Here is a 20,695-nt window from a genome sequence, read left to right as displayed (position 1 = left end):
TACGGAAAGATAAAATGTGAAAACCCACGAATATCAGAATGATAACCGCAGTTGAGTTTTTGCCTTCGTGCCGTGTTCTTATCTTCTATACCTATCATTAACAGGAGGTCGATTATTCCTTCTTTTAGCTTTCACTAGCGTCTCATCGCTTGGATGGGCCGTCAAGGAGACCACTTGACCGCCCATCCAAGCGATGAGAAATGGTCAGTAAGCTAAAGAAGGAGCTATTCTAGCCAATGTGGCTAAATATCTAACCAGTACAAAGAAGCCAGAATAGCTTCTCTTCTTAAAAGTGCCCAAAAACAAAACCAAAACGATGGTGGAGTGGGAATCTTGACAGTTTCGTTCATATCAGGAGGCTCAGCGCCGCCCCGCGGAAAGCGAAGTGTCTGGAACGGAGACCATCAGCCCCAATTTACAATTAAAACTGGTTTTGAAAAATTAATTTATAGGTTAATAGTTCAAACTCGGACTGCTTAAGCAGTCTTTTTGTGTTTTCAAAGACTAACCTGCAATTTTGTCATTCTATTCTATTAAAAAGAAAGTTGAAAATGATATAATAATCTATATACTGCGGCATATAATGATAGAAAAGATAGAAAAGACGGCAGGGAGGGGGCTGGAGTCTGCTAAAATTAATCCGTATTTTAATTATTGTATCCATTTTTTTGGTGATTAGTTTTTATTTTAATATATCATCAGACCCTAAAGACGAACTCCTGATCAGTGATGAGGAAACGAAACCCCAGAAAGACGATTCTCTCAGCGAGCAAAATATGATTGACGAATCTTCCTTAAAGCTTCCGGGGGAGGGCCTGTCATCGCTTATTGGCAAAAATGCCTCTGATCTGCAGGTCTTGCTTGGTGACCCGGAACGTAAAGACCCATCAGAATATGGCTATGAATGGTGGATTTATAAGAAAGGCACCAGCCAGTATGTTCAGGCGGGCGTATTGGATGGAAGGATTGTCACGCTGTTTGCCACAGGGCCCGATGCTGACGTGAGTCCTTTCCATATAGGTCAGCCGGTCAGCGAAATTTATTCTTCTGTGTTTATTGACACTAATATTAATTTTCAATACAAAGGCAGCTCATACCGGTTTGAACTCTCTGAAGACGATCTGAATACCAGGCCGCTCATCAAGGCCGGAAATATTTATGCACAGCTGTATATCGACCGTTTCACAGGCGAGCTGTCCAGCATCAGGTATATGGATGCCCCGACGCTTGTAAAGCTCCGGCCTTATGAACTGGTATACAGGGGTGACCTGATAGAAGCCGAGCCTTCAGAGCAGGCAGAAAAGAGGCTGATTGAAGAAGGCAATGAAAAACAGATATTCGACATCAGCAACTTTATCAGGGCAAGGCATGAATTGAATGTGCTTGAATGGGACGAAGCTACTGCAAAAGTAGCTTATGAGCATAGCAGGGATATGTTTGAAAGCAAACAGTTTTCCCATACCTCGGAAAAATACGGCGAGCTGTCGGACAGGCTTGAGGCTGGGGAGGTTTTTTATCAGATGGCTGGCGAGAATATCGCTGCTCACTATGTGGATGCTCCCGCAGTAGTTGAAGGCTGGCTGAATAGCAAAGGCCACAGGGAGAGCCTGCTAAACCCGGATTTCACCCACCTGGGCGTCGGCGTGTACGACAGGCATTATACTCAGAATTTCATACAGAAATGGCAAGAGTGAAGATAGTCAAAGAGGCCTCCGGACTGCCGGGAGCCTCTTTTTTTTAGTCTGTTTCAAGGGATGCTGTCTGATTCAGTCCTTTTTTGGGCATTGAACGGTTTACAATGAAAATATCTTTCTGCCATTTCCCGAAAAGGATAATAAATTCGCCCTCTTTAAAACCGGGATACCTGAATTCTTGATCTGCTGCCTGCAGCTTTCTGGCTATGATTGTCTTTGCTGAAGCCTGGAGGCGCATTTCAAGCACCCAAACATACAGATGATGATAATAGCGCTGCTTTTCAAGGTGAAGCGCAGTGACTTTCCCTTCAATCACAGCTTCTTCAGGGACCATGCCAATACTTCTCCATTCTGCTTCGGAATTCCGCCTTTCCTTCCTCGTGACCCAGAAGAAGTATAAGCATATAATGGGGATGACAATGGCGGTGACCATAGCGCCCTCCTTATTTTTTTTCTATAACAAAAAAGCTGCCAGTAGCCTGTGCGATCTTCCGTCCGTCAGCCCTGTATACATCAGCAGAAAGAACCATGGTCTTCGTGCCTTTGTGGCTGAGGGCGGCTGTACATATAATGTTTTCGCCTTTACCGACAGCCAGATAGTGGATATTCAGCTGTGTGGTGACTGCCCCATAGCCCTCAGGCAGAAGGGAGTTGGCAAGGGTGCCCATTGCTGAATCGACAGCAGTGGCCGTGATCCCTCCATGCACGATGCCGAGTGTATTATGCAGGAGGGGGGAGACGGGCATTGTAATTTTGCATTCCTGTGCTGTGATGGTCCGGTCCATATGCAGGATGCCGCCTATATAGGAGCTGTTTATGTTATCCTGCTTCTTCTTCACTCCGGCAAGAAGTGTGTGCAAAACCTTCCTGTCGTCATCAGTGGCCTGTTCAAGGCAGGCTTCGAATAAATCCCTTAGCTGCTCATCCATAAATATCACCTTTCACATGCTTTCTGCTTCATATTTTATCATTTAATTGGCATTTTTTGCATCTGTGAAAGACAGCTTTCACATTTCATGAAGCTTTTTCATATGGTAAAGTAGGCGAATGCATCAGATGAGGTGATTGGATTATGACAGTAAAGAAACTTCATCCTTCCGTTGCGCAATTCAAGGACTTCGTAAAATCCAGGCCGCATATCATAAAAGAAGTAAGAGATGGAAAGTCGACGTGGCAGGATCTATACGAAGATTGGTACCTTCTCGGTGAGGAGGATGCCAGATGGGGCGAATCGGATCCTGGGGCAGAAGTGAAGGAAGAGGAGAAAAAAAGCGACTGGATGTCCACGGTGATGGGCACCGTCAAAAAAATGGATCCCGGCCAGGTGCAAGGATATATTAATAATCTCAGCCAGGCCCTGTCTGCGGTCCAGGGCGTAATCTCCCAATTCCAGACAGGAGGCCAGACCCCAGGCTCACAAAGCCCGGTCCAGGCAAAACCGCCAAATCCTTTTTCATTCCGAAAAGATTGATTTAAGGCAGGTGTGAGATGAGAAGAGATATCCTTGACTATTTAGAGCAGAAAAAAGAACTGAAGCAATTTATTAGAGAACAGCCCCAATGGTATCGCACTTTGTCCAGGAATCCCCAGGAAATACAAGCGCTGGAGGTTGCCGCACTGCATTATTATAAAAGAACGATCCCGCATCATGTTGAGAAGTTCACCAATGGCGTCCAGATGGCTTCCATGATGATGAGCATGTTTCAGGCAATGAACTCACAATCTTCATAGTAAGCTCTTCTCCCGGGAGAAGAGCTTTTTTCATTGTGTTTTAAAAAAAGATTCGCTCTCTCTTTGAAAATTTCTGCTCATAAACAGCTGCCTTCCAAGAAAGACTAGTAATAGCCTGGTGGCAAAGGAGGAACAAGAAATGAAAAAAGTAATCGCCTTGTTCATTGGAATCGGAGCAGTGCTGGCTGCCGGATGCGGCAAAGATTTGCCGGAGCCGGAGGCAAAGCTGTTTGAAACAGCGGATATTGGGGCTAAAAACATTTCAGCAGCAGGGCTGGAGGAAAAGGAGAGCCCGCTATTTGTTAAATATACAATCCATGGCAGTGACCTATACATAGACTGTATCGTTACAGGAGTTTCTTTCCGGGATGGTGCAGGGGAACAGCAAGGGAAAATCCTGCTGTATGCTGACGGAAAGAAAGTGCGGGAAGTCCATGCTGCTTCCTTTTCGGTCAAAGGGCTCGCAAGCGGACTCCATCACATAAAGGTGAAAGTAGTTTCAAAAGGAAGTACTGTGGGGGCAGAAAAGGAATTTACTGTAAAAATACCTTAAGCACATACTTCGCAATTTAACATATTCATGATAGAATATGAATCGGAGGTGGGCTTTTCATGCTTGCAACAACCGAAAGAGTCGAATTGCTTGAGAGAGCTGACCAATTATCGGCCATGATTCTTACATCAGAAGCGGCGGAGCAGTACCGCGCTTGTTTATATAAAGTGAAAAACAGCAGGGAGACTCAAAGGAAAATTCAAGCCTTTGTAAAAATGAAGGAGCAGTACGAAGAAGTGCAGCGCTTCGGAAGGTATCATCCTGATTATAAAACAGTGATGATGAGCATCAGGGAAGTGAAAAGGGAGATGGACATGGACATTCATCTGGCTGAGTTCAAAAAGGCTGAAACAGATCTGCAAAGCCTGCTTGACGAAGTCAGTCTCATCATTGGAAAGTCTGTCTCGGAAAGTGTTAAGGTGCCGACTGGCAACCCGTTCTTTGACTCCAGCTGCGGAGGCGGCTGCGGATCAGGCGGAAGCTGCAGCTGTTCCGCATAAATCAGCATGGCCCGGGAGCTTGTACTCCCGGGCTTTTTGCATTCCGGAGCGGCACATAAGTCTATAAGCTTTTCTTGATATATGCCTTTTTGTTTGCTAGACTATAAAAAACTGCCAAATTGAAGGGGAAAATTATATGCTAGGTCAGCGACAGGGAATCATTGTTTGGCTTTATTCTCTTAAGCAGGCAAAAATGCTGAGACGGTTTGGAAATGTCCACTATGTTTCCAAAAAGCTGAAGTATGCGGTCATTTACTGCGATATAGAGGATACTGAGGCATTGATCCAAAAAATTTCATCCTATTCATTCGTAAAAAAGGCTGAGCCTTCCTATAAACCGTTCCTGAAGACAGAATTCGAAAATTCGAAGCCGGATAAAGCGAAAGAATACGATTATAAAATGGGTATTTAAAAAGGCAGGGAGAAATCCCTGCCTTTTTTTCTGATGAACAAACAATTCAATTCTGCTGCGATGAGCCTTCTGTCCTGAAGTGCCTTAAGCTTGTCGGGGCTGATCAAGGCTTTTCCGCATTTCTATTTGTCCAGCTCCAAAGCCTAGCCCCTCGAGTCTTAAGCCCCTCCAGGATTGAAGGCAAAGAAGGCCTTCTATCCTGAAGTGTCTTAAGCTTGTCGGGGCTGATCAAGGCTTTTCCGCATTTCTTAGTGCAGCGGCTGAATATAATGGTTCAATCTGAGAATGCCGATGAGGTACTGATAGAATAATTCTTTTTCTGCAAAGAGTGCAGAAGGCTTGACTTCCAGCCGGATCATTTCCTTTTCGCAATCATCAGCTAAATCCTTAAATAATTGAAACCTGGCGTTGGGAGCTTTGTCAGGATGGGGGATACCTTCCCGGCAAATATACAAAGGCTGGAATTTCCCTGTCTCAGCAGGCCTGAGCACCGCGGCGACCGATGTCATCTCTTTCCCTTCATAAGCGGATTGAAATGCTATCAAATGCTGCAGCCGATGTTTGTTAGAACGGACAATTTCAAGTAATTCATATATATCGGAATAGCCTTCTCCCAATTCAATAAAACGCTGGATCACATAGATTCCTCCTGGTTAATATGAAAAAATTTAATGAATCTCCTGATACTTTATCACTAAGCAGAGTGTTTGAGAAGCCTGCACTCTAATATGGAAACGGGTCCTCTGGCGGAAAATTATAGAAAGAACGAAAAAAACTCAAATCACGAATCAGGATAAAAGTTTCATGAAATCGTAAAAAAAAGGATAGTCCTGGTCAGGTTCATTTGCTATTGTATGAATAAAGAATTATTTTTCGAAGGGGAATCGGCATGTGGAAAGGATTGTTTCTCAGTTTTTTGGCATTAGGGACTGTAATCGGCGCAATGCTGTTCTTTCAGTGGAATGCCTACTCCAAACAGTCAGAGCCTTCTAAGGTGCTGGAGTCAGCCCAACAGGAGCTGACAATAGAAACAACACAAGATCAATTATTCGTTACACAGACTATAAAAGGCCTGTCGAAAGGCAAAGAATACAGAACTGTCAACACAGAAAAGCAGTTCAGATGGGAATGTCCCGGCATAGAAGGGAAGGGATGCAGCTCTTCTGATGAGGATCCGTCCACATTCATTTCTGAAGACGGCAGCCTCACCTTCGAATATATAATCCCTGTGGGCGCTTCTCCAGCCGCGTTCCTGCTGACTGATTGGACGACCATGATTCCTGATGTTCACATAGATGATACACTCACCGTCATTGTAGATTCCTCCAGAAGGTCCGGAACCTGGTCTGCCGGCGGCCGCCCGGAAGGGTACAAGCAGGGAGAGCTGATCGATTATTATGTGTTTGAACGGGAAGGAGACGCACCGGCAGTCTTCTGGCAGGCTGAAAAGCTGAACACTTTTGAGGCAGGCGATAATATCATCTTTTTAGCTGCGGAAAAAGAAAACGGACTTGTCATAGCTCCGGAATCGGCGGAGAAAATGGCAGATCTTCCGTTCTTAACTTTAATACAAACCAGTTCCTATAAAGAAGCTGCCGGCAGCGGACTAATGATTATCAATCCCGGAACTGATCCAAATGAGCTGATGGCTAAAATTCTGTCTCAAGCTCTAAAAGAGAAATTCAGCGGGACACCTCCTGGTGAAACCTGGCTGCTGGATTTAGCAGCTTCGGCAGCACTCTCACAGGAGCCTGGCTCTGAAAAGGCAAAAAGTCTTCTGGCAGGGCTGAAGGAGGTCATGGGTGAAGAAGGAATGGAACGATTTTACTCTTACGTTAAAAACTCGGATTCTCTTAATGCGGAACAGCTGGATCGTTTCCTTGTAAGTGAGCTTGGAAAAGATACAAGCTATTTCACCTTGAACAAAGATGAGAAAGCTCCTTATATTCCTTTTTATTTTGCCGATGAGCGGAATATAGATGTCAATGGGACAGAGTCAGATTTGGAGGCAATCGGCCTGGATGGAAAAACATATTTTCCATTTATTAAAACTGCAGGGCTGCTTGGATTCAAAGCGGAAAAAGTTTCTGCTACAGAAATTTTCCTTCAGGGGGCAGGCAATAATAGCTACCGTTTCTATCTGGACAAAAACATTTTCATATACAATGAAGAGGACTACGGGCTCCTGGAGAATCCGCTGGTAACAGTAGGATCAGAGCTTTTTATGGACAGTCACTGGCTGGAAGCACTATTTAAAATTAAATTTGCCGAAGATGAACACAGGATTTCTATCGAAAAAGGCAAATAAGAAAAGCTGGCGATGCCAGCTTTTTTCATTTGTTCGTCTGTTAAAAGAAAAGAATGTACCGATAACTATCTAATTTCAAACTTTCCAGCACTCCCGCCATTCTTTTGGCAGAAACAGAAAAAAACCCTGCATTCCTGCAGGGCCCTTCTATATCCCATAGGGACAGAAGGCAAAGGGAGAGGAGAAACCGGAGGAAGAACTTATGGGGAAACGTAAGTCTTCTCCGCGGTTGGCAACAACACCCTCGAATAGATGTTGTTACTTACATTATTTCCATAAAGAACACGGTTATACACCTTTTGGGAACATTTTTTGCAGTTAAGGAAATTTACTAATCCAGCGCCTCCCCCCTCGAGTCATAAGCCAAGCCCCCAGGATGGGGGTCATGAAGACGTTGCCACAGGACGTGGCGTTCTTAGTCTGCGTTCCTTAAGTGAGCAAGGCGCTTCCGCTTTTCTGCAAAGAAGAATGTGGTATTTCTCTACTTCGGTCACTGTCCAGCTCCAGCGCCTACCCCCTCGAGTCATAAGCCAAGCCCCCCAAAAAGGCAAAGAACGCCTTTTCGGGTGTCTTGTCTTATGCTTGTCGGGGGTGAGCAAGGCGCTTCCGCTTTTCTGATGAATCCGCTTTCAAATAGCCTGTTGGCGGCATGGGGCGAATTGTGTTAGGATAAATAAGAAAATAAGGGAAAATGTCAAATGATTGTGGTGATGAATGATGAGAGTGGTGTCAGGTGAATGTAAAGGCATTTCTTTAAAAGCAGTGCCCGGAAATACAACAAGGCCAACCACCGATAAGGTTAAAGAAGCTATTTTTAACATGATTGGGCCGTATTTTGATGGCGGAACCGGACTCGACCTTTTTGCCGGCAGCGGAGGCCTCGGAATTGAAGCTTTAAGCCGGGGGCTGGAAAGCGTGATTTTCGTTGACCGGGAAGGAAAGGCAATCAAGACGGTCCATGAAAACCTGGAAGCCTGCGGCCTAGAAGAAAAGGCGGAGGTTTACCGGAACGATTCTGAAAGGGCATTGAAAGCGATTGTTAAAAGGGAAATTTCCTTTGACTATATCTTCCTGGACCCTCCTTATAAAAAACAGCAGCTGTTGAAGCTGATGGAATTGATCGGCCGGCATTCCCTCCTGAAAGAAGAGGGAGTTATCGTTTGTGAACATGCTTCAGATATAGAGCTGCCGGGTGAGACAGGGAATTTTGTGAAAACTAAAAGCGAGACATATGGAATAATAGCAGTTTCAATTTTTACATACAGCAACGGTAATGAAGGAGGATGACAATGGCAAGCATTGCAGTTTGTCCGGGCAGCTTTGATCCCATTACATATGGCCACCTGGATATCATTAAAAGGGCCTCGAAGGTTTTTGACCAGATTCATGTGGTCCTGCTTAATAACTCATCCAAAAATCCGCTTTTTTCTGTTGATGAGCGCATCAGCCTGATCAGTGAGGTGACGAGGGAATTCCCCAATGTGAAAGTGGACTCTTTCCAGGGACTGCTTGTTGACTATGCAAAAGGGGTCGGGGCAAGTGCAATCATCAGGGGCCTCAGGGCGGTTTCAGATTTTGAGTATGAGATGCAGATTACATCAATGAACCGGGTCTTGAATGAGGAAATAGAAACGTTTTTCATGATGACAAACAACCAATTTTCTTTTCTAAGCTCCAGCATCGTCAAAGAAGTGGCTAAATACGGCGGAGATATTTCCGAGCTTGTGCCAGAGGCTGTCCAAAAAGCGCTCAGCGGGAAATTCAGTCTTCAGCAGTAAAAATAACCGGCGTGTGCCGGTTATTTTTTTTGTGCATCTCCTGCATAAATTTGCCTGCCCAGCAGGAAAATATAGACAAGCAAAGCTGCGAGTGTTATCAGCGGTCCATGCTCTGCCAGGAAGGCTGCAGCCTGGGAATAAGCATTTCCGCCAAATAGCCCAACAGGCAAAGCATTGGAAGGGGCATCTGTATGATAGAACCTCTCATAGACTGGCCCCCAAAGAAGAAAGGCGAACATAGCCGCAGCAATTCCATGGATGATTCTTGCAGCAAAGAAAGGCTTAAAGCCGATATCTGTCTGGGCCAGAATGCTGGCCACCTGAGCCTGTACACTAAACCCTGAGAATCCCAGTACAAGACTTGTTACGATCACCTGCTGCATCAGGGTGGCCTGCTGAATCTGGCTCGTCATCTGGCTTCCCAGTGTTATTTCAAACAGACCTGATATAAATGGGATGCTGAGCTCGGAAGGAAGACTGATGCTGCTGAAGGCGACTGCTATGAATTCGGCTGCAAAAGCTGTGATATGCAGATGGAAGAGCAATTTATTGATAACCGAAAATAAGATGATGAAGCCCCCGATCATAAGCAGCGTCTGGACTGATGACATAACAGCGTCGCCGAGCAATTTACCGATGGGCCTGTTGTCATTGATTCGTGTCTGATGGAGAGCAGAAAACGCAGCCCTGAGAGAATTTTTCCTTTTTGGCTTTGAGCGGGTCATCTCTTCTTTTCTTCCATAAAATCGCATGATCAGGCCGACAGTAATATTTCCAAGATAGTGGGCCAGAGCCAGTATGATGCCGATTTTTGCATTGTTGAAAAAACCGACAGAGACTGCTCCAAAAATAAACAGGGGGTTGGATGAGTTTGTAAAAGAAACGAGCCTTTCAGCTTCTGTTTTAGTCAGCTGATCTTCCTGGCGCAGCCTGGCAGTAAGTTTTGCCCCGGCAGGATAGCCTGAAGCCATCCCCATCGCCCAGACAAAACCTCCGACGCCCGGAACGCGGAAAAGCGGCCGCATGAGCGGCTCCAGCAAAACGCCGAGGAATTTGACCACCCCGAATCCAATCAGCATCTCAGATACTATGAAAAAGGGGAGGAGAGAAGGAAAGACAATTTCCCACCACATATTGAGGCCTCTAATCGACGCGTCGACTGATTCTTGTGGAAAGGATATGAGCGATACAGCCATTAATGTAACGGATGAAGCTAATATGAGTGTTTTTAGTTTGGAACGCAACACCGGCAAATCCTCCCTTATCAGGTAAACAAACTGTGCAGCTCATGCAGAACAGTGATAAACTGTATTTATAATCAGCGGGCCGGGTCTGGAGCGGCAAACCGTCCCTCCTGAGGCGCAGTAGATTTTTCAGCCAATATACAGGGTTTTCCATTTGCTTTGCCCAATCGGCTTCAGCCGGGCACGCCTTGTCCCCATATATCCCAATATACTCATAGAAAGATAAAATAGACCATAAGATTAAACCAGGCTTTATTGTGTTTGATGCGGAGGTAAGCAAATTCTTGACTATCGCCCGCCATGAGTCATATATAAAAGGGGGGATGCTGATGAGGCAGCCCGTGATTGGATTGGCGCTGGGATCAGGGGGAGCCAGGGGGTTCGCCCATCTTGGCGTCATCAAAGTGCTGAAAGAGGAAGGAATTAACGTCGATGTGATTGCCGGGAGCAGCATGGGAGCGCTTGTAGGCTGCTTTTATGGAGCAGGACTGGACATTGACAGGCTCTATAAGCTGGCAGGTGCTTTCAAAAGAAAGTACTATCTTGATTTTACAGTGCCGAAGATGGGGTTTCTGGCTGGCAAGAAGGTGAAGGAACTTATTCGATTGTTTACCCATGGCAAGAACCTGGAAGATCTTGATATCCCTGTCAGAGTGGTTGCAACTGATCTTAAGGCAGGGGAAAAAGTTGTTTTCAGCAAAGGGCCGATTGCTGATGCCGTCAGGGCAAGCATATCAATACCCGGGATTTTCACTCCGGAAAAACTGGAAGACCGGCTCCTGGTCGATGGGGGAGTCATTGACAGGGTGCCGGTGTCAGTTGTCGAAGAAATGGGAGCGGACCTGATCATAGCTGTCGATGTGTCAAGAGTGAAGACCAGCTCTGACATCACATCGATATTCGATGTGATCATGCAAAGCCTGGATATTATGCAGATGGAGCTCGTTTCGAACCGGGAGATCGCCTCTGATATCATGATCAGACCGCATGTGGAAATGTACAGCTCAAGGGCTTTCACCAATATTGAAGATATCATCAGGATTGGGGAAGAGGAAGCAAGAAAGCAAGTTCCCAGAATAAAGGAAGCTATTCAAAATTGGAAGGGGCAAGAAGACGATGAAGAGAAATAAAATCTTCCTCCGTTCCTTCTTTATCGCTGCAGTGATTTTGCTGGCAGGGTTTTTCTATTATCTGCCTTACTATGTAACAAAACCAGGCATGGCCAAGCAGCTGGAACCGATAATTGAAGTGGAAGGCGGATATGATGAGGCAGGGGACTTCATGCTTACAACCGTCAGGATGGGCAGGGCCAATATTTACTCCTATCTGACTGCAAAGGTGAGCAAGTTCCAGGAAATCTATCCTGTCGAGGAAATTAGGCGCGAAGATGAAACTGATGAAGAATACAATGTCCGCCAGCTGCATCTGATGGACACATCAAAAACAGCAGCCATTGAGGTTGCCTATAAAAAGGCTGGCCTGCCGGTGGATTATGAGTACAGAGGGGTCTATGTGATGAATGTCCTGCCGGATATGCCTGCTGACGGAGTGCTGAAGGCCGGCGATATGATAACACAAGTCGACCATCAGAAATTCAAGTCGTCTGAAGAATTCATTTCTTATGTCAGCAAACAAAAAGAGGGAGACACCATTACACTTGCCTATAAAAGAGGCGGGGAGAGCAAAGAAGCAGAGGTTTCCCTGAAAGCTTTCAAGGATGATCCTGATAAAGTCGGGATCGGCATATCGCTTGTCGATGACAAGGAGATTAAAGTCGAGCCGGAAGTCAGCCTCAATACAGAGGAAATAGGCGGTCCGTCCGCTGGATTGATGTTTTCACTGGAAATCTACAATCAGCTGACTAAGGAAGATTTGACAAGAGGTTATCAGATTGCAGGAACAGGAACCATTTCTGCCGATGGAACAGTCGGAAGGATTGGCGGGATTGAGCAGAAAATTGTAGCGGCCGACAAAGCTGGCGCAGAAGTCTTTCTGGCGCCGAATGAAAATGGCGCAGCCGGGTCGAACTACAGCGAAGCAGCAAAAACTGCCGAGGAGATCGGGACAGATATGAAAATCATTCCGATCAACACATTTGAGGAAGCGGTAGATTATTTGGAAGGTTTGGAACCAAAATAACTAAGCAGGCAGGATCATTCCCTGCCTGCTCCTTTTTTGTCAGGCCCTGCTGCCTTTCAGATAGATTGGCGGCTGAGTGTATTCCATTTCCAGCAGTTTCTGGCGCTGCGGATGTGGGAGGGCTGAAGCATAGATCCTGGCTGCACGTATATCCTGCCGCAGAGCTTCTTCCGGGCTGGAAGACAGCTTGGAGATGAGAGGCAGGCCGAGGCTTCCTTTTTGCCTGTTTAAATATATCCGCCCTTCTTCACTCATCCCGAGCAGCCGGAGATAGGATGCTGACTTAGGCTGCGGCAGCATTTCTTCTTTTTTCGTGTTGGTCAGTATATGGACACAAGCCCGCTGCAGCCTTGTCCAGGTATATCGCTTCGTTTTTATGGATTCCATAAACTCATGGAAGGTTCCTGCCTTTATGGCCGAATGCATGATTCTGTTTTCAAGGCCTTCTTCCATTTCGTAAATTTCTTTTAGTTCAGGAGCGGACATCTGGAGCAGCCGGTACTTGAGGAAGGGCCAGTACATTTCCCACTGGTGGAAGGCACCGAATGTTTTTTTATAATCTTCCATGATGTCAAGCGTTGTTCCAGGAACATATGATTTGATATCGGTCAGTTCAAGCCCGTCTGAAAACAAAGCTTTCCTGATGCTTGTTGCGCTCGCAATGGTCTCTGATGAGAAATGTTCGTCATGATAGCCGGCACTTTTTCTTTCCACAGTCAGGAGCTCCAATTCCTTATGGCGGGAATAGACCGACTTGGCGTACTGATAGCCGAGAATATTGTTCGGCTTGGACAGGTCCAGCCCGGCTTCGTCCAGCCCGAGATCTTTGAAAGCAAGTGACAATGCTTTAGGGTAGCTGTTTCCGTCTCCTATATGGTGCTTGATCCTTTCCTGGTAGGCTTCATTATGCTCATCGAGCAGATGGACGGCAGCGTTGAATGTTTCGATGTCTCCTGATTCGCTCCCAAAGCAGAGGGAGCTGCATCCTGCAGCAGCAAGAATGGAAACTGCACCGTCTGCAAAAGTTTCGGCATTTTGAACAGCGAACTTATAGGGAAGCTCAAAAACGAGGTCGGCGCCGGCTTTTAACGCCATTTCAGCCCGTGCCCATTTAGAGAGGAGCGCTGGTTCCCCTCTTTGGAGGAAATTTCCGCTCATGACAGCTATGGCAATATCTGCGCCTGCTGCTTGCCTCGATTTTTTCAGATGATATAAATGCCCGTTATGGAAAGGATTATACTCAACGATCACACCAACTGCTTTCATAAGAACATTCCCCTTATAATGGTTTAATATCGGCTGCTTGTGATAAACCTATGTTATAGTGACAGAAGCTATAATGGTAGATGAGGCTACTCCTTCAAGAGGAAAAAGCCCGGAAAATAAGCCGATTCTGCGTTTAACTAGCTTAAATTATAGTGTAAAGAAAAAATATTGACAAATAATTATATGAAAGCTATAATTACTTTTGTTGCCTTGGGGTGATTCGTATGAAATGGACAATAAGTCAATTACAGAAATATCGAAGCAAGGATTATCCGATCGATGAGACAGTGGATGTGAGCGGGATCAGGGAGACCGACCCGACGATCAGAGAAGTTTCGCCGATTCATATATTTGGCCGGGCGGATATAGATTCGTCCAAGGTGACTTTTCATTTAGCGATTAAAGGTCATCTGGTGCTGCCTTGTTCTCGTACGTTAGTTGATGTGCATTATCCAATTAATGTTGAAACAACTGAAACATTCCTCTTAAAAGGTTTGGATTATGAAACCGAAGAGGAAACCCATCAGGTGAAAGGCGATGTCATTGATCTTCAGCCGATCATTGAAGAAATCCTTTTGCTTGAAGTCCCTATGCAGGTTTTTTGCGAGGACAGCGGTGAAGAGGGGGCCCCCCAATCCGGCAAGGACTGGGAAGTCATCCAGGAGGAAGACCTTCAAAAGAAAGTCGACCCCCGTCTTGCTGGGCTTGCGAATTTCTTTGATCAAAATGATCCCTCCGGCGAATAGCAGGAGACTGGATTATGATCCCCGGAATATTTCCGGACTTATGAACTACTACAAGAAGCATTTGAAGAATCCAGCGAATACCTGGCCTTCATAACTTTCTTAATACTCTTTAAGGAGGTGGGAAGAATGGCTGTACCTTTTAGAAGAACTTCTAAAACTGCGAAAAGAAAACGTCGCACTCATTTCAAACTGCAAGTGCCTGGTATGGTAGAATGCCCAAACTGTGGTGAGATGAAACTTGCTCACCGCGTGTGCAAGGCTTGCGGAACATACAAAGGAAAAGAAGTTGTTAACGACTAATTTTCACTATTAAAAGCACAGGGATTATATCCCTGTGCTTTTAATTTTGGCATTTTCCGGGTGAAGCTGGGCTGTTCTGTGATTTTATTGCTATTTAGCCGGACTTCTTCCTATAATGGAAGAAAAGTGAAGGAAGATGATGATGCCGTATTCAATAGAACAGCATGAAGATGGGCTGCTTCAATTCACGATCAACAGGCCGGAAGTCCGGAATGCAATCAACTATGAAGTAATGGAAGGGCTGAGGGAGGCAGTCAATCTGGCGGGCAGGAAAGAGGTTAAGGCACTTATGATAACCGGAGCCGGAGGCCATGCTTTTTGTTCAGGCGGAGATTTGGGGCTCTTCCACAGCCTGAAGACAGAGGATGAGGCTTTTGGAATGCTGTCAGGGATGGCGGCAATCCTGAAAGACCTGCTGTTCCTGCCAAAACCGACAGTGGCTTTTTTAAATGGGGCGGCGGTTGGAGGAGGCTGTGAGATTGCATCTGCATGCGATTTCCGTATAGCAGCTCCGGGTGCAAAGGCTGGATTCATCCAGGGAAAGCTAGCAATTACGACCGGCTGGGGCGGCGGCTCTATTTTAATGGAAAAACTCCTGCCAGCCAATGCGCTGAAAATGCTGGCGGAAGCATCGGTTTATGGATGCTCTGAACTGCTGGAGCTCGGATTCATTCATAGGATAAGCCAAAAGGAAGCGCTCGAAAGCTGCAGGGATTATTTGTCAAAAATTCTCCAGCTGGATGTGAATGTGCTTGAAAGCTACAAAAGGCTGCAGATTAAAAAGTGGCAAAACAGCCATATTCTGCAGAGAATTGACGACGAAGTCCGCCACTGTTCAGTTCTGTGGGAAAAGGATGAGCATCATGCCCAGGTGGACAAATTTCTAAATCGCTCTTAGTCATTATAATTTATTTTGCATCAGTCTATCTTTTCTAGCAGAAGCATATGCTTTTAAAAAGACTAGGAGGGATAGCTGATGTCGACAACAAGGCAGGATGCCTGGACCCAGGATGAGGATCTGCTGCTTGCCGAAGTGGTGCTTCGCCATATCCGGGAAGGCGGTACACAGCTGCAGGCCTTCGAGGAAGTGGGAAAACAGCTTTCAAGGACCCCTGCGGCCTGCGGTTTCAGATGGAATTCTTATGTGAGGAAGCAATATAAATCAGGGATTGAGCTTGCTAAGAAACAGCGGAAGGAATTGAAGAAAAAGCCGGAAGCAGTCCAGACTGGCAAGCAGGAACCTGAATCCGCCAAAACGGAGGATGGTACCTCAACGGAAAAAGCCGCTACCGGGGCAGAAATCCCTGAAGTTGAGGTTATAGTGGGTTACATTGAAGCATTGTACCGCAAAGCCAATCAGCCAGCCGCGGCTGAGACGGGAGAGCAGATCAAGAAACTGGAAAATCAGGTATATTACCTGGCTGCAGAAAACGAAAGGCTGCTGAAGGAGATTTCTGTCATGGAAAGAGACTATGAAGCGCTTACGGAAATAATGGAAAGGGCAAGGAAGATGGTGGTGCTGAAAGAGGAAGACCGCCAGCAGAAAACAAAGAACAGCCAGCAGGTATTTCAAAAGTGATCATACTAAAAAGCGGACAATTGATGTCCGCTTTCTGGCTGTCTGCCCCTGTTATTTGCTTTCAACCGTCTGTTCAGAGGCTCCGGCAGGAATCCACACCAATGGGTTTTCTCCCAGATCCCTTTCTATGTCATACGAGACGGAAGTGAATCCCATCCTCTCCCAGAATTCCTTTGATTTGATGCGGGGATTGGTTTTGATAGGAAGACTGAAGCTTTTCGCAAAGTTCACAAGCGCAGTTCCGTACCCTTTGCCCTGGTAATCAGGCAGAACTTCCAGCTTCCAGAGCTCAAGATAATCCTGCGGCGGGCTGAAATACCGGTCAAACTTCGCAGCCTCCCGGTAAAGACTCATTCTGGCAACCAGCTTATCCCCGAAATAGATCCCGTAAAAAGGAGACTCGCTGTCGTTCTCAATAATATTGGCTTCAAGATCTTCAAACATGGATAATTCCTGCAGGCCATATTCTTTGAATCTTTTAAATTCCTCAAGTGTTTTATAGTTCACCTTTAATTTTTCTACTTTAAATTCCATTATGTTTCCCCCTTGCGTACTGGTTACATTACATCATATGAATTTTTTTGCCCTGCAGTATAGAAAATTAAACCTGCCTGTTACAGCAAATATTTGAAGGCGCTTTCCAATATTATATAACAAAATAACAAATAATTCTGCATAATCAAGTTGTAATTGATGTTGAATTTTATGGCAGCATACAGATATCTGGAATGAATGCTGCTGTCAGGCAAAAAGAAAGAGAGCTATTAGCTATTTTCAAATAATATAGAAAGCGTTTTCAAAAAAAGAAGGGAAAAAGGAGAACTTTGTAGAAATATATTTTATTGCAGGGATTAAGCCAGGAAAGGGGACTGAATGTGCGAAAAATACTGATTGCAAACCGCGGGGAGATTGCCTCGCGCGTTATTAGAACATGCCGTGAAATGGGAATTGAAACGATTGCTGTTTACTCAGATGCAGATAGCGGAATGCCATATGTCCAGGAAGCAGATCATGCTTTCCGGATAGGGGAGCCCCCGGTTGGCAGATCTTATCTCAAAACAGATGAAATACTGCGGATTGCCAAAGCTGAAGGGGCCGATGCTATTCACCCAGGCTACGGCTTTTTGTCAGAAAACGCGGCTTTTGCCCGCGCTGCAGCTGATGAGGGGATCGTCTTCATCGGACCCTCCCCTGAGACCATAGAGCTGATGGGAGATAAAATCGTTTCCCGGGATACTATGGCCAAGGCGGGAGTTGCGGTCGTTCCGGGAAGCAGTGAAGGTGTCGCCACGCTGGAAGAAGCTATAAGCCTTGCAGATGAAATGGGCTATCCTGTCATGCTTAAGGCAAGCGGCGGCGGGGGAGGGATCGGAATGATCCGCTGTGAAAATGAGCAAGCGCTCGCTAAGTCCTACGACTCAACGAAAGCACGGGCAAAAGCTTATTTTGGCTCAGATGAAGTATTCGTAGAAAAGTATATTCCTAATGCCAGGCATATCGAGGTCCAAATATTCGGGGATTCATTCGGAAACCTTGTGCACCTGTATGAAAGGGACTGCTCCATCCAAAGAAGACACCAAAAAGTGGTTGAGGAGTCGCCATCCCCTTTTTTATCTGAGGGGACAAGGCAGAATATGCTGAAAACAGCGCTCAGAGCAGGAGAAGCGGTCGGCTATGTGAATGCCGGAACTGTTGAATTCATTGTAGATGAAGAAGAGAATTTCTATTTCCTGGAGATGAATACAAGGCTCCAGGTCGAGCATCCCGTAACCGAGCAGATCACCGGCCTGGATCTTGTAAAATGGCAGATCCTCGTGGCAAGGGGCGAAAAGCTTCCATTGCTGCAGGATGAAATAGCAAGGAACGGCCATGCAATCGAGTTCAGGCTTTATGCAGAAGATCCTGTAAGTTTCATGCCTTCTCCGGGAAAAATTGATAGCTTTTACTGGATAAAGGGGGACGGGATCCGGATGGATAACGGATATCTCGCTGAAAACACAGTCACACCTTTTTACGATCCAATGATTTCGAAGTGCATCATTTTCGGGGGCTCGAGGTCAGAAGCGATCCAGCGGGCATCTGATTTCTTTACACATTTGGAAATCACGGGGATCAAAACAAATGCTCCTTTATTTCAGCAGATATTGAATGACGAAGATTTTATTAAAGGAAATTATACAACTGCCTTTTTGGCGGAAAAGAAATTTGCAGTTCATTAAGAGGAGGAAATCACATGAAAGAAATAACATCATCAATGGCTGGTACAGTTTTGAACACAATGGCAGGGCCTGGGGACGAGGTCAAGGCCGGCCAGGAAGTCATTATGCTGGAGTCCATGAAAATGGAAATCCCGGTTGAAAGCCATATGGACGGAAAAGTAGCTGAGGTAAAAGTCTCGGCCGGTGATTTTGTCAATGAAGGAGACGTTCTGATCGTACTGGAATAGCAGTCCGCCAAAAGAAAAAGAGGAGGCATAACATGAAGGCAGTCAACACTTTGACCGAAACATTAAGGGAAAGGTCCGAAGCGGCAGAAGCCGGCGGGCCCCCTAAATATCATGAAAAGCTGAAGGCGCAAAATAAGCTGTTTGTCAGAAAGCGCCTCGAGCTTTTATTTGATGACGGGGAGTATATGGAAGACGGCAAATTTGCCAATTGCAAGGAAGAAGGCCTCCCGGCTGACGGTGTTGTTTGCGCCACTGGAAAAGTGGGCGGACAGACAGTCTGTGTCATGGCAAATGATTCAACCGTAAAGGCTGGATCCTGGGGGGCAAGGACCGTCGAAAAAATCATCCGGATCCAGGAAACCGCCGAGAAGCTGAAGGTTCCATTATTGTATTTAGTAGATTCTGCCGGCGCCAGGATTACAGATCAGCTGGAAATGTTTCCAAACCGCCGAGGTGCCGGCCGAATATTCTATAATCAGGTCAAGCTGTCGGGAGTCATCCCGCAGATTTGCCTGCTGTTCGGCCCATCAGCTGCAGGGGGGGCTTATATACCGGCTTTTTGTGATATCGTCATCATGGTGGATCAAAACGCATCCATGTACCTGGGTTCACCAAGGATGGCTGAAAAGGTCATTGGGGAAAAGGTGACGCTGGAAGAAATGGGCGGAGCACGTATGCATTGTTCTGTCAGCGGCTGCGGCGACGTGCTTGCATACAGTGAGGAAGAAGCGATCGAATATGCCAAACGGTACTTGCCGTACTTCCCTCCAAACTTTCTGAAGAAAACGGAACTGCTGGAGGGAATGGCAGCCAAAGAGGGCCGTCAGCTGGAAGACATCATTCCGGTTAACCAAAATGCGCCTTTTGATATGTATGAATGCATTGATGCATTGATTGACGAAGGCAGTTTCTTTGAAATCAAGAAGCTGTTTGCTCCTGAAATCGTTACCGGGCTGGCTCGGATAGGCGGGAGAGCTGTCGGTATCATTGCCAATCAGCCGAAGGTTAAAGGCGGTGTGCTGTTTGTTGATTCAGCCGATAAAGCGGCAAAATTCATTCAGCTCTGTGATGCCTTCCATATTCCGCTGCTGTTCCTTGCAGATGTCCCAGGTTTCATGATTGGCACAAAGGTTGAGCGCGCCGGCATTATCCGCCACGGCGCAAAGCTGATCGCAGCCATGAGCTCGGCAACTGTTCCGAAGATATCCGTCATTGTGCGGAAGGCATATGGGGCCGGATTATACGCAATGGCGGGCCCTGCATTCGAACCTGACTGCTGCATTGCCCTGCCGACCGCACAGATTGCGGTAATGGGCCCTGAAGCCGCCGTCAACGCCGTATATTCCAATAAAATCAATGAAATAGAAGATCCAAAGGAGAAAATAGCCTTTGTCCAGGAGAAGCAGCAGGAATACAAAGAACATATTGATATCTACAGGCTTGCTTCAGAATTGATCGTAGATGATATTGTCGCTGCCTCTGATCTCCGCGATCAGCTGATCGAGAGATTCTCTTATTATGAAACAAAAGAACTGAATTTCAGCGTGAGAAAGCATCCGGTTTATCCGGTTTGATAGAAAGGCCTCATCAGGGCTAGGCTTTGCTGCTGGATAATAGAAGAGAGGAGGGTTCCGGTCCCGAGGCTGGAACCCTTTATTTGTAGATAAAGAAGACAGAGGATCCTAGTCAAGGCTGCTGAGACCCTCTGACCAGGAAAAAAGAAAACAGAGGGTTTTAGTCAGAGCCAGTAAGACCCTCTGATCAAGAAAAAAGAAAACAGAGGGTCTTAGTCAGAGCCACTGAGGCCCTCTGATCAAAGAAAAAGATAACAGAGGGTCTTAGTCAGAGCCACTGAGGCCCTCTGATCAAGAAAAAAGAAAACAGAGGGTCTTAGTCAGAACCACTAAGACCCTCTAACCAGAAAAAAAAGAAAACAGATGGTCTTAGTCAAGGCCGCTAAGACCCTCTGACCAGGAAAAAAGAAAACAGAGGGTCTTAG

The 20,695-nt window shown here is 46.1% G+C and carries 24 protein-coding genes; 18 read left to right on the top strand and 6 right to left on the bottom strand.

The window, feature by feature from the left end:
- The first annotated feature begins 668 nt into the window (after positions 1–668).
- On the top strand, positions 669–1,694 hold the full coding sequence (locus RBB45_RS25810) for a CAP domain-containing protein (protein ID WP_101550685.1): 1,026 nt from the start codon (positions 669–671) through the stop codon (positions 1,692–1,694).
- Positions 1,695–1,737: 43 nt separating this feature from the next.
- On the opposite strand, the gene RBB45_RS25805 is transcribed toward RBB45_RS25810, so the two are convergent.
- A complete protein-coding gene (locus RBB45_RS25805) occupies positions 1,738–2,127 on the bottom strand; it encodes a hypothetical protein (protein ID WP_009791141.1) in 390 nt (129 codons plus the stop codon).
- A gap of 10 nt (positions 2,128–2,137) precedes the next feature.
- Positions 2,138–2,623, bottom strand: a complete 486-nt coding sequence (locus tag RBB45_RS25800) for a PaaI family thioesterase (RefSeq protein WP_009791142.1) — start codon at positions 2,621–2,623, stop codon at positions 2,138–2,140.
- A 143-nt stretch (positions 2,624–2,766) separates the two neighbouring features.
- Between RBB45_RS25800 and RBB45_RS25795 the strand changes: the two genes are divergently transcribed.
- From RBB45_RS25795 to RBB45_RS25775, 5 genes are all read left to right on the top strand, one after another.
- On the top strand, positions 2,767–3,165 hold the full coding sequence (locus RBB45_RS25795) for a YlbD family protein (RefSeq protein ID WP_009791143.1): 399 nt from the start codon (positions 2,767–2,769) through the stop codon (positions 3,163–3,165).
- A gap of 17 nt (positions 3,166–3,182) precedes the next feature.
- Positions 3,183–3,425 (top strand): YlbE-like family protein, encoded by a 243-nt coding sequence (locus tag RBB45_RS25790; RefSeq protein ID WP_009791144.1) that lies wholly within the window; start codon positions 3,183–3,185, stop codon positions 3,423–3,425.
- A 139-nt stretch (positions 3,426–3,564) separates the two neighbouring features.
- A complete protein-coding gene (locus tag RBB45_RS25785) occupies positions 3,565–3,978 on the top strand; it encodes a hypothetical protein (RefSeq protein WP_094769947.1) in 414 nt (137 codons plus the stop codon).
- A gap of 59 nt (positions 3,979–4,037) precedes the next feature.
- Positions 4,038–4,478, top strand: a complete 441-nt coding sequence (locus tag RBB45_RS25780) for a YlbF/YmcA family competence regulator (RefSeq protein WP_009791146.1) — start codon at positions 4,038–4,040, stop codon at positions 4,476–4,478.
- A 136-nt stretch (positions 4,479–4,614) separates the two neighbouring features.
- Positions 4,615–4,890: a YlbG family protein gene (locus RBB45_RS25775; RefSeq protein WP_009791147.1), complete on the top strand. Its 276-nt coding sequence runs from the start codon at positions 4,615–4,617 to the stop codon at positions 4,888–4,890.
- 248 nt (positions 4,891–5,138) lie between these two features.
- On the opposite strand, the gene RBB45_RS25770 is transcribed toward RBB45_RS25775, so the two are convergent.
- Positions 5,139–5,528 (bottom strand): DUF7147 family protein, encoded by a 390-nt coding sequence (locus RBB45_RS25770; protein WP_094769948.1) that lies wholly within the window; start codon positions 5,526–5,528, stop codon positions 5,139–5,141.
- A gap of 251 nt (positions 5,529–5,779) precedes the next feature.
- On the opposite strand from RBB45_RS25770, the gene RBB45_RS25765 reads away from it, so the two are divergent.
- From RBB45_RS25765 to coaD, 3 genes are all read left to right on the top strand, one after another.
- On the top strand, positions 5,780–7,198 hold the full coding sequence (locus RBB45_RS25765; protein WP_306010613.1) for a hypothetical protein: 1,419 nt from the start codon (positions 5,780–5,782) through the stop codon (positions 7,196–7,198).
- Positions 7,199–7,915: 717 nt separating this feature from the next.
- Positions 7,916–8,485 carry a 16S rRNA (guanine(966)-N(2))-methyltransferase RsmD gene (rsmD, locus tag RBB45_RS25760; protein ID WP_101550679.1) on the top strand — a complete coding sequence of 190 codons (570 nt, stop codon included), beginning with the start codon at positions 7,916–7,918 and terminating at the stop codon, positions 8,483–8,485.
- A 2-nt stretch (positions 8,486–8,487) separates the two neighbouring features.
- The gene (gene coaD / locus RBB45_RS25755; protein ID WP_022543689.1) at positions 8,488–8,976 is read left to right on the top strand and encodes a pantetheine-phosphate adenylyltransferase; all 489 of its coding nucleotides are present in this window, start codon (positions 8,488–8,490) and stop codon (positions 8,974–8,976) included.
- Between the two features lie 20 nt (positions 8,977–8,996).
- Here coaD and ylbJ read toward each other — a convergent pair whose 3' ends face one another.
- Positions 8,997–10,223 carry a sporulation integral membrane protein YlbJ gene (gene ylbJ / locus RBB45_RS25750; protein ID WP_035401061.1) on the bottom strand — a complete coding sequence of 409 codons (1,227 nt, stop codon included), beginning with the start codon at positions 10,221–10,223 and terminating at the stop codon, positions 8,997–8,999.
- A gap of 326 nt (positions 10,224–10,549) precedes the next feature.
- Between ylbJ and RBB45_RS25745 the strand changes: the two genes are divergently transcribed.
- Both RBB45_RS25745 and RBB45_RS25740 read left to right on the top strand, forming a co-directional pair.
- The gene (locus tag RBB45_RS25745; protein ID WP_022543690.1) at positions 10,550–11,350 is read left to right on the top strand and encodes a patatin-like phospholipase family protein; all 801 of its coding nucleotides are present in this window, start codon (positions 10,550–10,552) and stop codon (positions 11,348–11,350) included.
- Entirely contained in the window at positions 11,337–12,359 is a 1,023-nt protein-coding gene (locus RBB45_RS25740; RefSeq protein WP_306010612.1) for a SepM family pheromone-processing serine protease, read from the top strand. Before RBB45_RS25745 ends, RBB45_RS25740 begins: the two co-directional genes overlap by 14 nt.
- Positions 12,360–12,398: 39 nt before the next feature.
- Here the strand turns inward: RBB45_RS25740 and RBB45_RS25735 are convergent, their stop codons facing one another.
- Entirely contained in the window at positions 12,399–13,625 is a 1,227-nt protein-coding gene (locus tag RBB45_RS25735; protein WP_248137301.1) for a nucleotidyltransferase, read from the bottom strand.
- A gap of 224 nt (positions 13,626–13,849) precedes the next feature.
- Here RBB45_RS25735 and RBB45_RS25730 point away from each other — a divergent pair, with 224 nt between their 5' ends.
- The 4 genes from RBB45_RS25730 (at position 13,850) to RBB45_RS25715 (ending at position 16,250) form a co-directional block, all read left to right on the top strand.
- Positions 13,850–14,371 carry a YceD family protein gene (locus RBB45_RS25730; RefSeq protein ID WP_094769954.1) on the top strand — a complete coding sequence of 174 codons (522 nt, stop codon included), beginning with the start codon at positions 13,850–13,852 and terminating at the stop codon, positions 14,369–14,371.
- A gap of 126 nt (positions 14,372–14,497) precedes the next feature.
- Positions 14,498–14,671: a 50S ribosomal protein L32 gene (gene rpmF, locus RBB45_RS25725; protein WP_009791160.1), complete on the top strand. Its 174-nt coding sequence runs from the start codon at positions 14,498–14,500 to the stop codon at positions 14,669–14,671.
- 139 nt (positions 14,672–14,810) lie between these two features.
- On the top strand, positions 14,811–15,569 hold the full coding sequence (locus tag RBB45_RS25720; RefSeq protein ID WP_129611924.1) for an enoyl-CoA hydratase/isomerase family protein: 759 nt from the start codon (positions 14,811–14,813) through the stop codon (positions 15,567–15,569).
- 78 nt (positions 15,570–15,647) lie between these two features.
- Complete coding sequence (locus tag RBB45_RS25715; RefSeq protein WP_009791162.1) at positions 15,648–16,250, top strand: RsfA family transcriptional regulator; 603 nt, start codon at positions 15,648–15,650, stop codon at positions 16,248–16,250.
- Between the two features lie 51 nt (positions 16,251–16,301).
- On the opposite strand, the gene RBB45_RS25710 is transcribed toward RBB45_RS25715, so the two are convergent.
- Positions 16,302–16,784, bottom strand: a complete 483-nt coding sequence (locus RBB45_RS25710; RefSeq protein ID WP_009791163.1) for an N-acetyltransferase — start codon at positions 16,782–16,784, stop codon at positions 16,302–16,304.
- A gap of 341 nt (positions 16,785–17,125) precedes the next feature.
- On the opposite strand from RBB45_RS25710, the gene RBB45_RS25705 reads away from it, so the two are divergent.
- The 3 genes from RBB45_RS25705 to RBB45_RS25695 are packed head-to-tail and all read left to right on the top strand — an operon-like array spanning position 17,126 to position 20,270.
- Positions 17,126–18,469, top strand: a complete 1,344-nt coding sequence (locus tag RBB45_RS25705; protein WP_094769956.1) for an acetyl-CoA carboxylase biotin carboxylase subunit — start codon at positions 17,126–17,128, stop codon at positions 18,467–18,469.
- Positions 18,470–18,483: 14 nt separating this feature from the next.
- Positions 18,484–18,696 carry a biotin/lipoyl-containing protein gene (locus RBB45_RS25700; RefSeq protein ID WP_009791165.1) on the top strand — a complete coding sequence of 71 codons (213 nt, stop codon included), beginning with the start codon at positions 18,484–18,486 and terminating at the stop codon, positions 18,694–18,696.
- Positions 18,697–18,728: 32 nt separating this feature from the next.
- Positions 18,729–20,270: an acyl-CoA carboxylase subunit beta gene (locus RBB45_RS25695; RefSeq protein ID WP_009791166.1), complete on the top strand. Its 1,542-nt coding sequence runs from the start codon at positions 18,729–18,731 to the stop codon at positions 20,268–20,270.
- The last annotated feature ends 425 nt before the right edge of the window (positions 20,271–20,695 follow it).

Source organism: Bacillus sp. MMSF_3328 (assembly GCF_030733525.1).
Classification (GTDB): Bacteria; Bacillota; Bacilli; order Bacillales; family Cytobacillaceae; genus Bacillus_AB; species Bacillus_AB infantis.
Note: the sequence above shows the minus strand (reverse complement) of the source record. Positions and strands in the feature narration are given on the sequence as shown.

What these genes read in the sequence shown, in the direction of transcription:
- RBB45_RS25805 (WP_009791141.1), bottom strand. Translation starts at nt 2,127, where the DNA reads ATGGTCACCGCCATTGTCATCCCCATTATATGCTTATACTTCTTCTGG.
- RBB45_RS25800 (WP_009791142.1), bottom strand. Translation starts at nt 2,623, where the DNA reads ATGGATGAGCAGCTAAGGGATTTATTCGAAGCCTGCCTTGAACAGGCC.
- RBB45_RS25795 (WP_009791143.1), top strand. Translation starts at nt 2,767, where the DNA reads ATGACAGTAAAGAAACTTCATCCTTCCGTTGCGCAATTCAAGGACTTC.
- RBB45_RS25790 (WP_009791144.1), top strand. Translation starts at nt 3,183, where the DNA reads ATGAGAAGAGATATCCTTGACTATTTAGAGCAGAAAAAAGAACTGAAG.
- RBB45_RS25785 (WP_094769947.1), top strand. Translation starts at nt 3,565, where the DNA reads ATGAAAAAAGTAATCGCCTTGTTCATTGGAATCGGAGCAGTGCTGGCT.
- RBB45_RS25780 (WP_009791146.1), top strand. Translation starts at nt 4,038, where the DNA reads ATGCTTGCAACAACCGAAAGAGTCGAATTGCTTGAGAGAGCTGACCAA.
- RBB45_RS25775 (WP_009791147.1), top strand. Translation starts at nt 4,615, where the DNA reads ATGCTAGGTCAGCGACAGGGAATCATTGTTTGGCTTTATTCTCTTAAG.
- RBB45_RS25765 (WP_306010613.1), top strand. Translation starts at nt 5,780, where the DNA reads ATGTGGAAAGGATTGTTTCTCAGTTTTTTGGCATTAGGGACTGTAATC.
- rsmD (WP_101550679.1), top strand. Translation starts at nt 7,916, where the DNA reads ATGAGAGTGGTGTCAGGTGAATGTAAAGGCATTTCTTTAAAAGCAGTG.
- coaD (WP_022543689.1), top strand. Translation starts at nt 8,488, where the DNA reads ATGGCAAGCATTGCAGTTTGTCCGGGCAGCTTTGATCCCATTACATAT.
- RBB45_RS25745 (WP_022543690.1), top strand. Translation starts at nt 10,550, where the DNA reads ATGAGGCAGCCCGTGATTGGATTGGCGCTGGGATCAGGGGGAGCCAGG.
- RBB45_RS25740 (WP_306010612.1), top strand. Translation starts at nt 11,337, where the DNA reads ATGAAGAGAAATAAAATCTTCCTCCGTTCCTTCTTTATCGCTGCAGTG.
- RBB45_RS25735 (WP_248137301.1), bottom strand. Translation starts at nt 13,625, where the DNA reads ATGAAAGCAGTTGGTGTGATCGTTGAGTATAATCCTTTCCATAACGGG.
- RBB45_RS25730 (WP_094769954.1), top strand. Translation starts at nt 13,850, where the DNA reads ATGAAATGGACAATAAGTCAATTACAGAAATATCGAAGCAAGGATTAT.
- rpmF (WP_009791160.1), top strand. Translation starts at nt 14,498, where the DNA reads ATGGCTGTACCTTTTAGAAGAACTTCTAAAACTGCGAAAAGAAAACGT.
- RBB45_RS25720 (WP_129611924.1), top strand. Translation starts at nt 14,811, where the DNA reads ATGATGCCGTATTCAATAGAACAGCATGAAGATGGGCTGCTTCAATTC.
- RBB45_RS25715 (WP_009791162.1), top strand. Translation starts at nt 15,648, where the DNA reads ATGTCGACAACAAGGCAGGATGCCTGGACCCAGGATGAGGATCTGCTG.
- RBB45_RS25710 (WP_009791163.1), bottom strand. Translation starts at nt 16,784, where the DNA reads ATGGAATTTAAAGTAGAAAAATTAAAGGTGAACTATAAAACACTTGAG.
- RBB45_RS25700 (WP_009791165.1), top strand. Translation starts at nt 18,484, where the DNA reads ATGAAAGAAATAACATCATCAATGGCTGGTACAGTTTTGAACACAATG.
- RBB45_RS25695 (WP_009791166.1), top strand. Translation starts at nt 18,729, where the DNA reads ATGAAGGCAGTCAACACTTTGACCGAAACATTAAGGGAAAGGTCCGAA.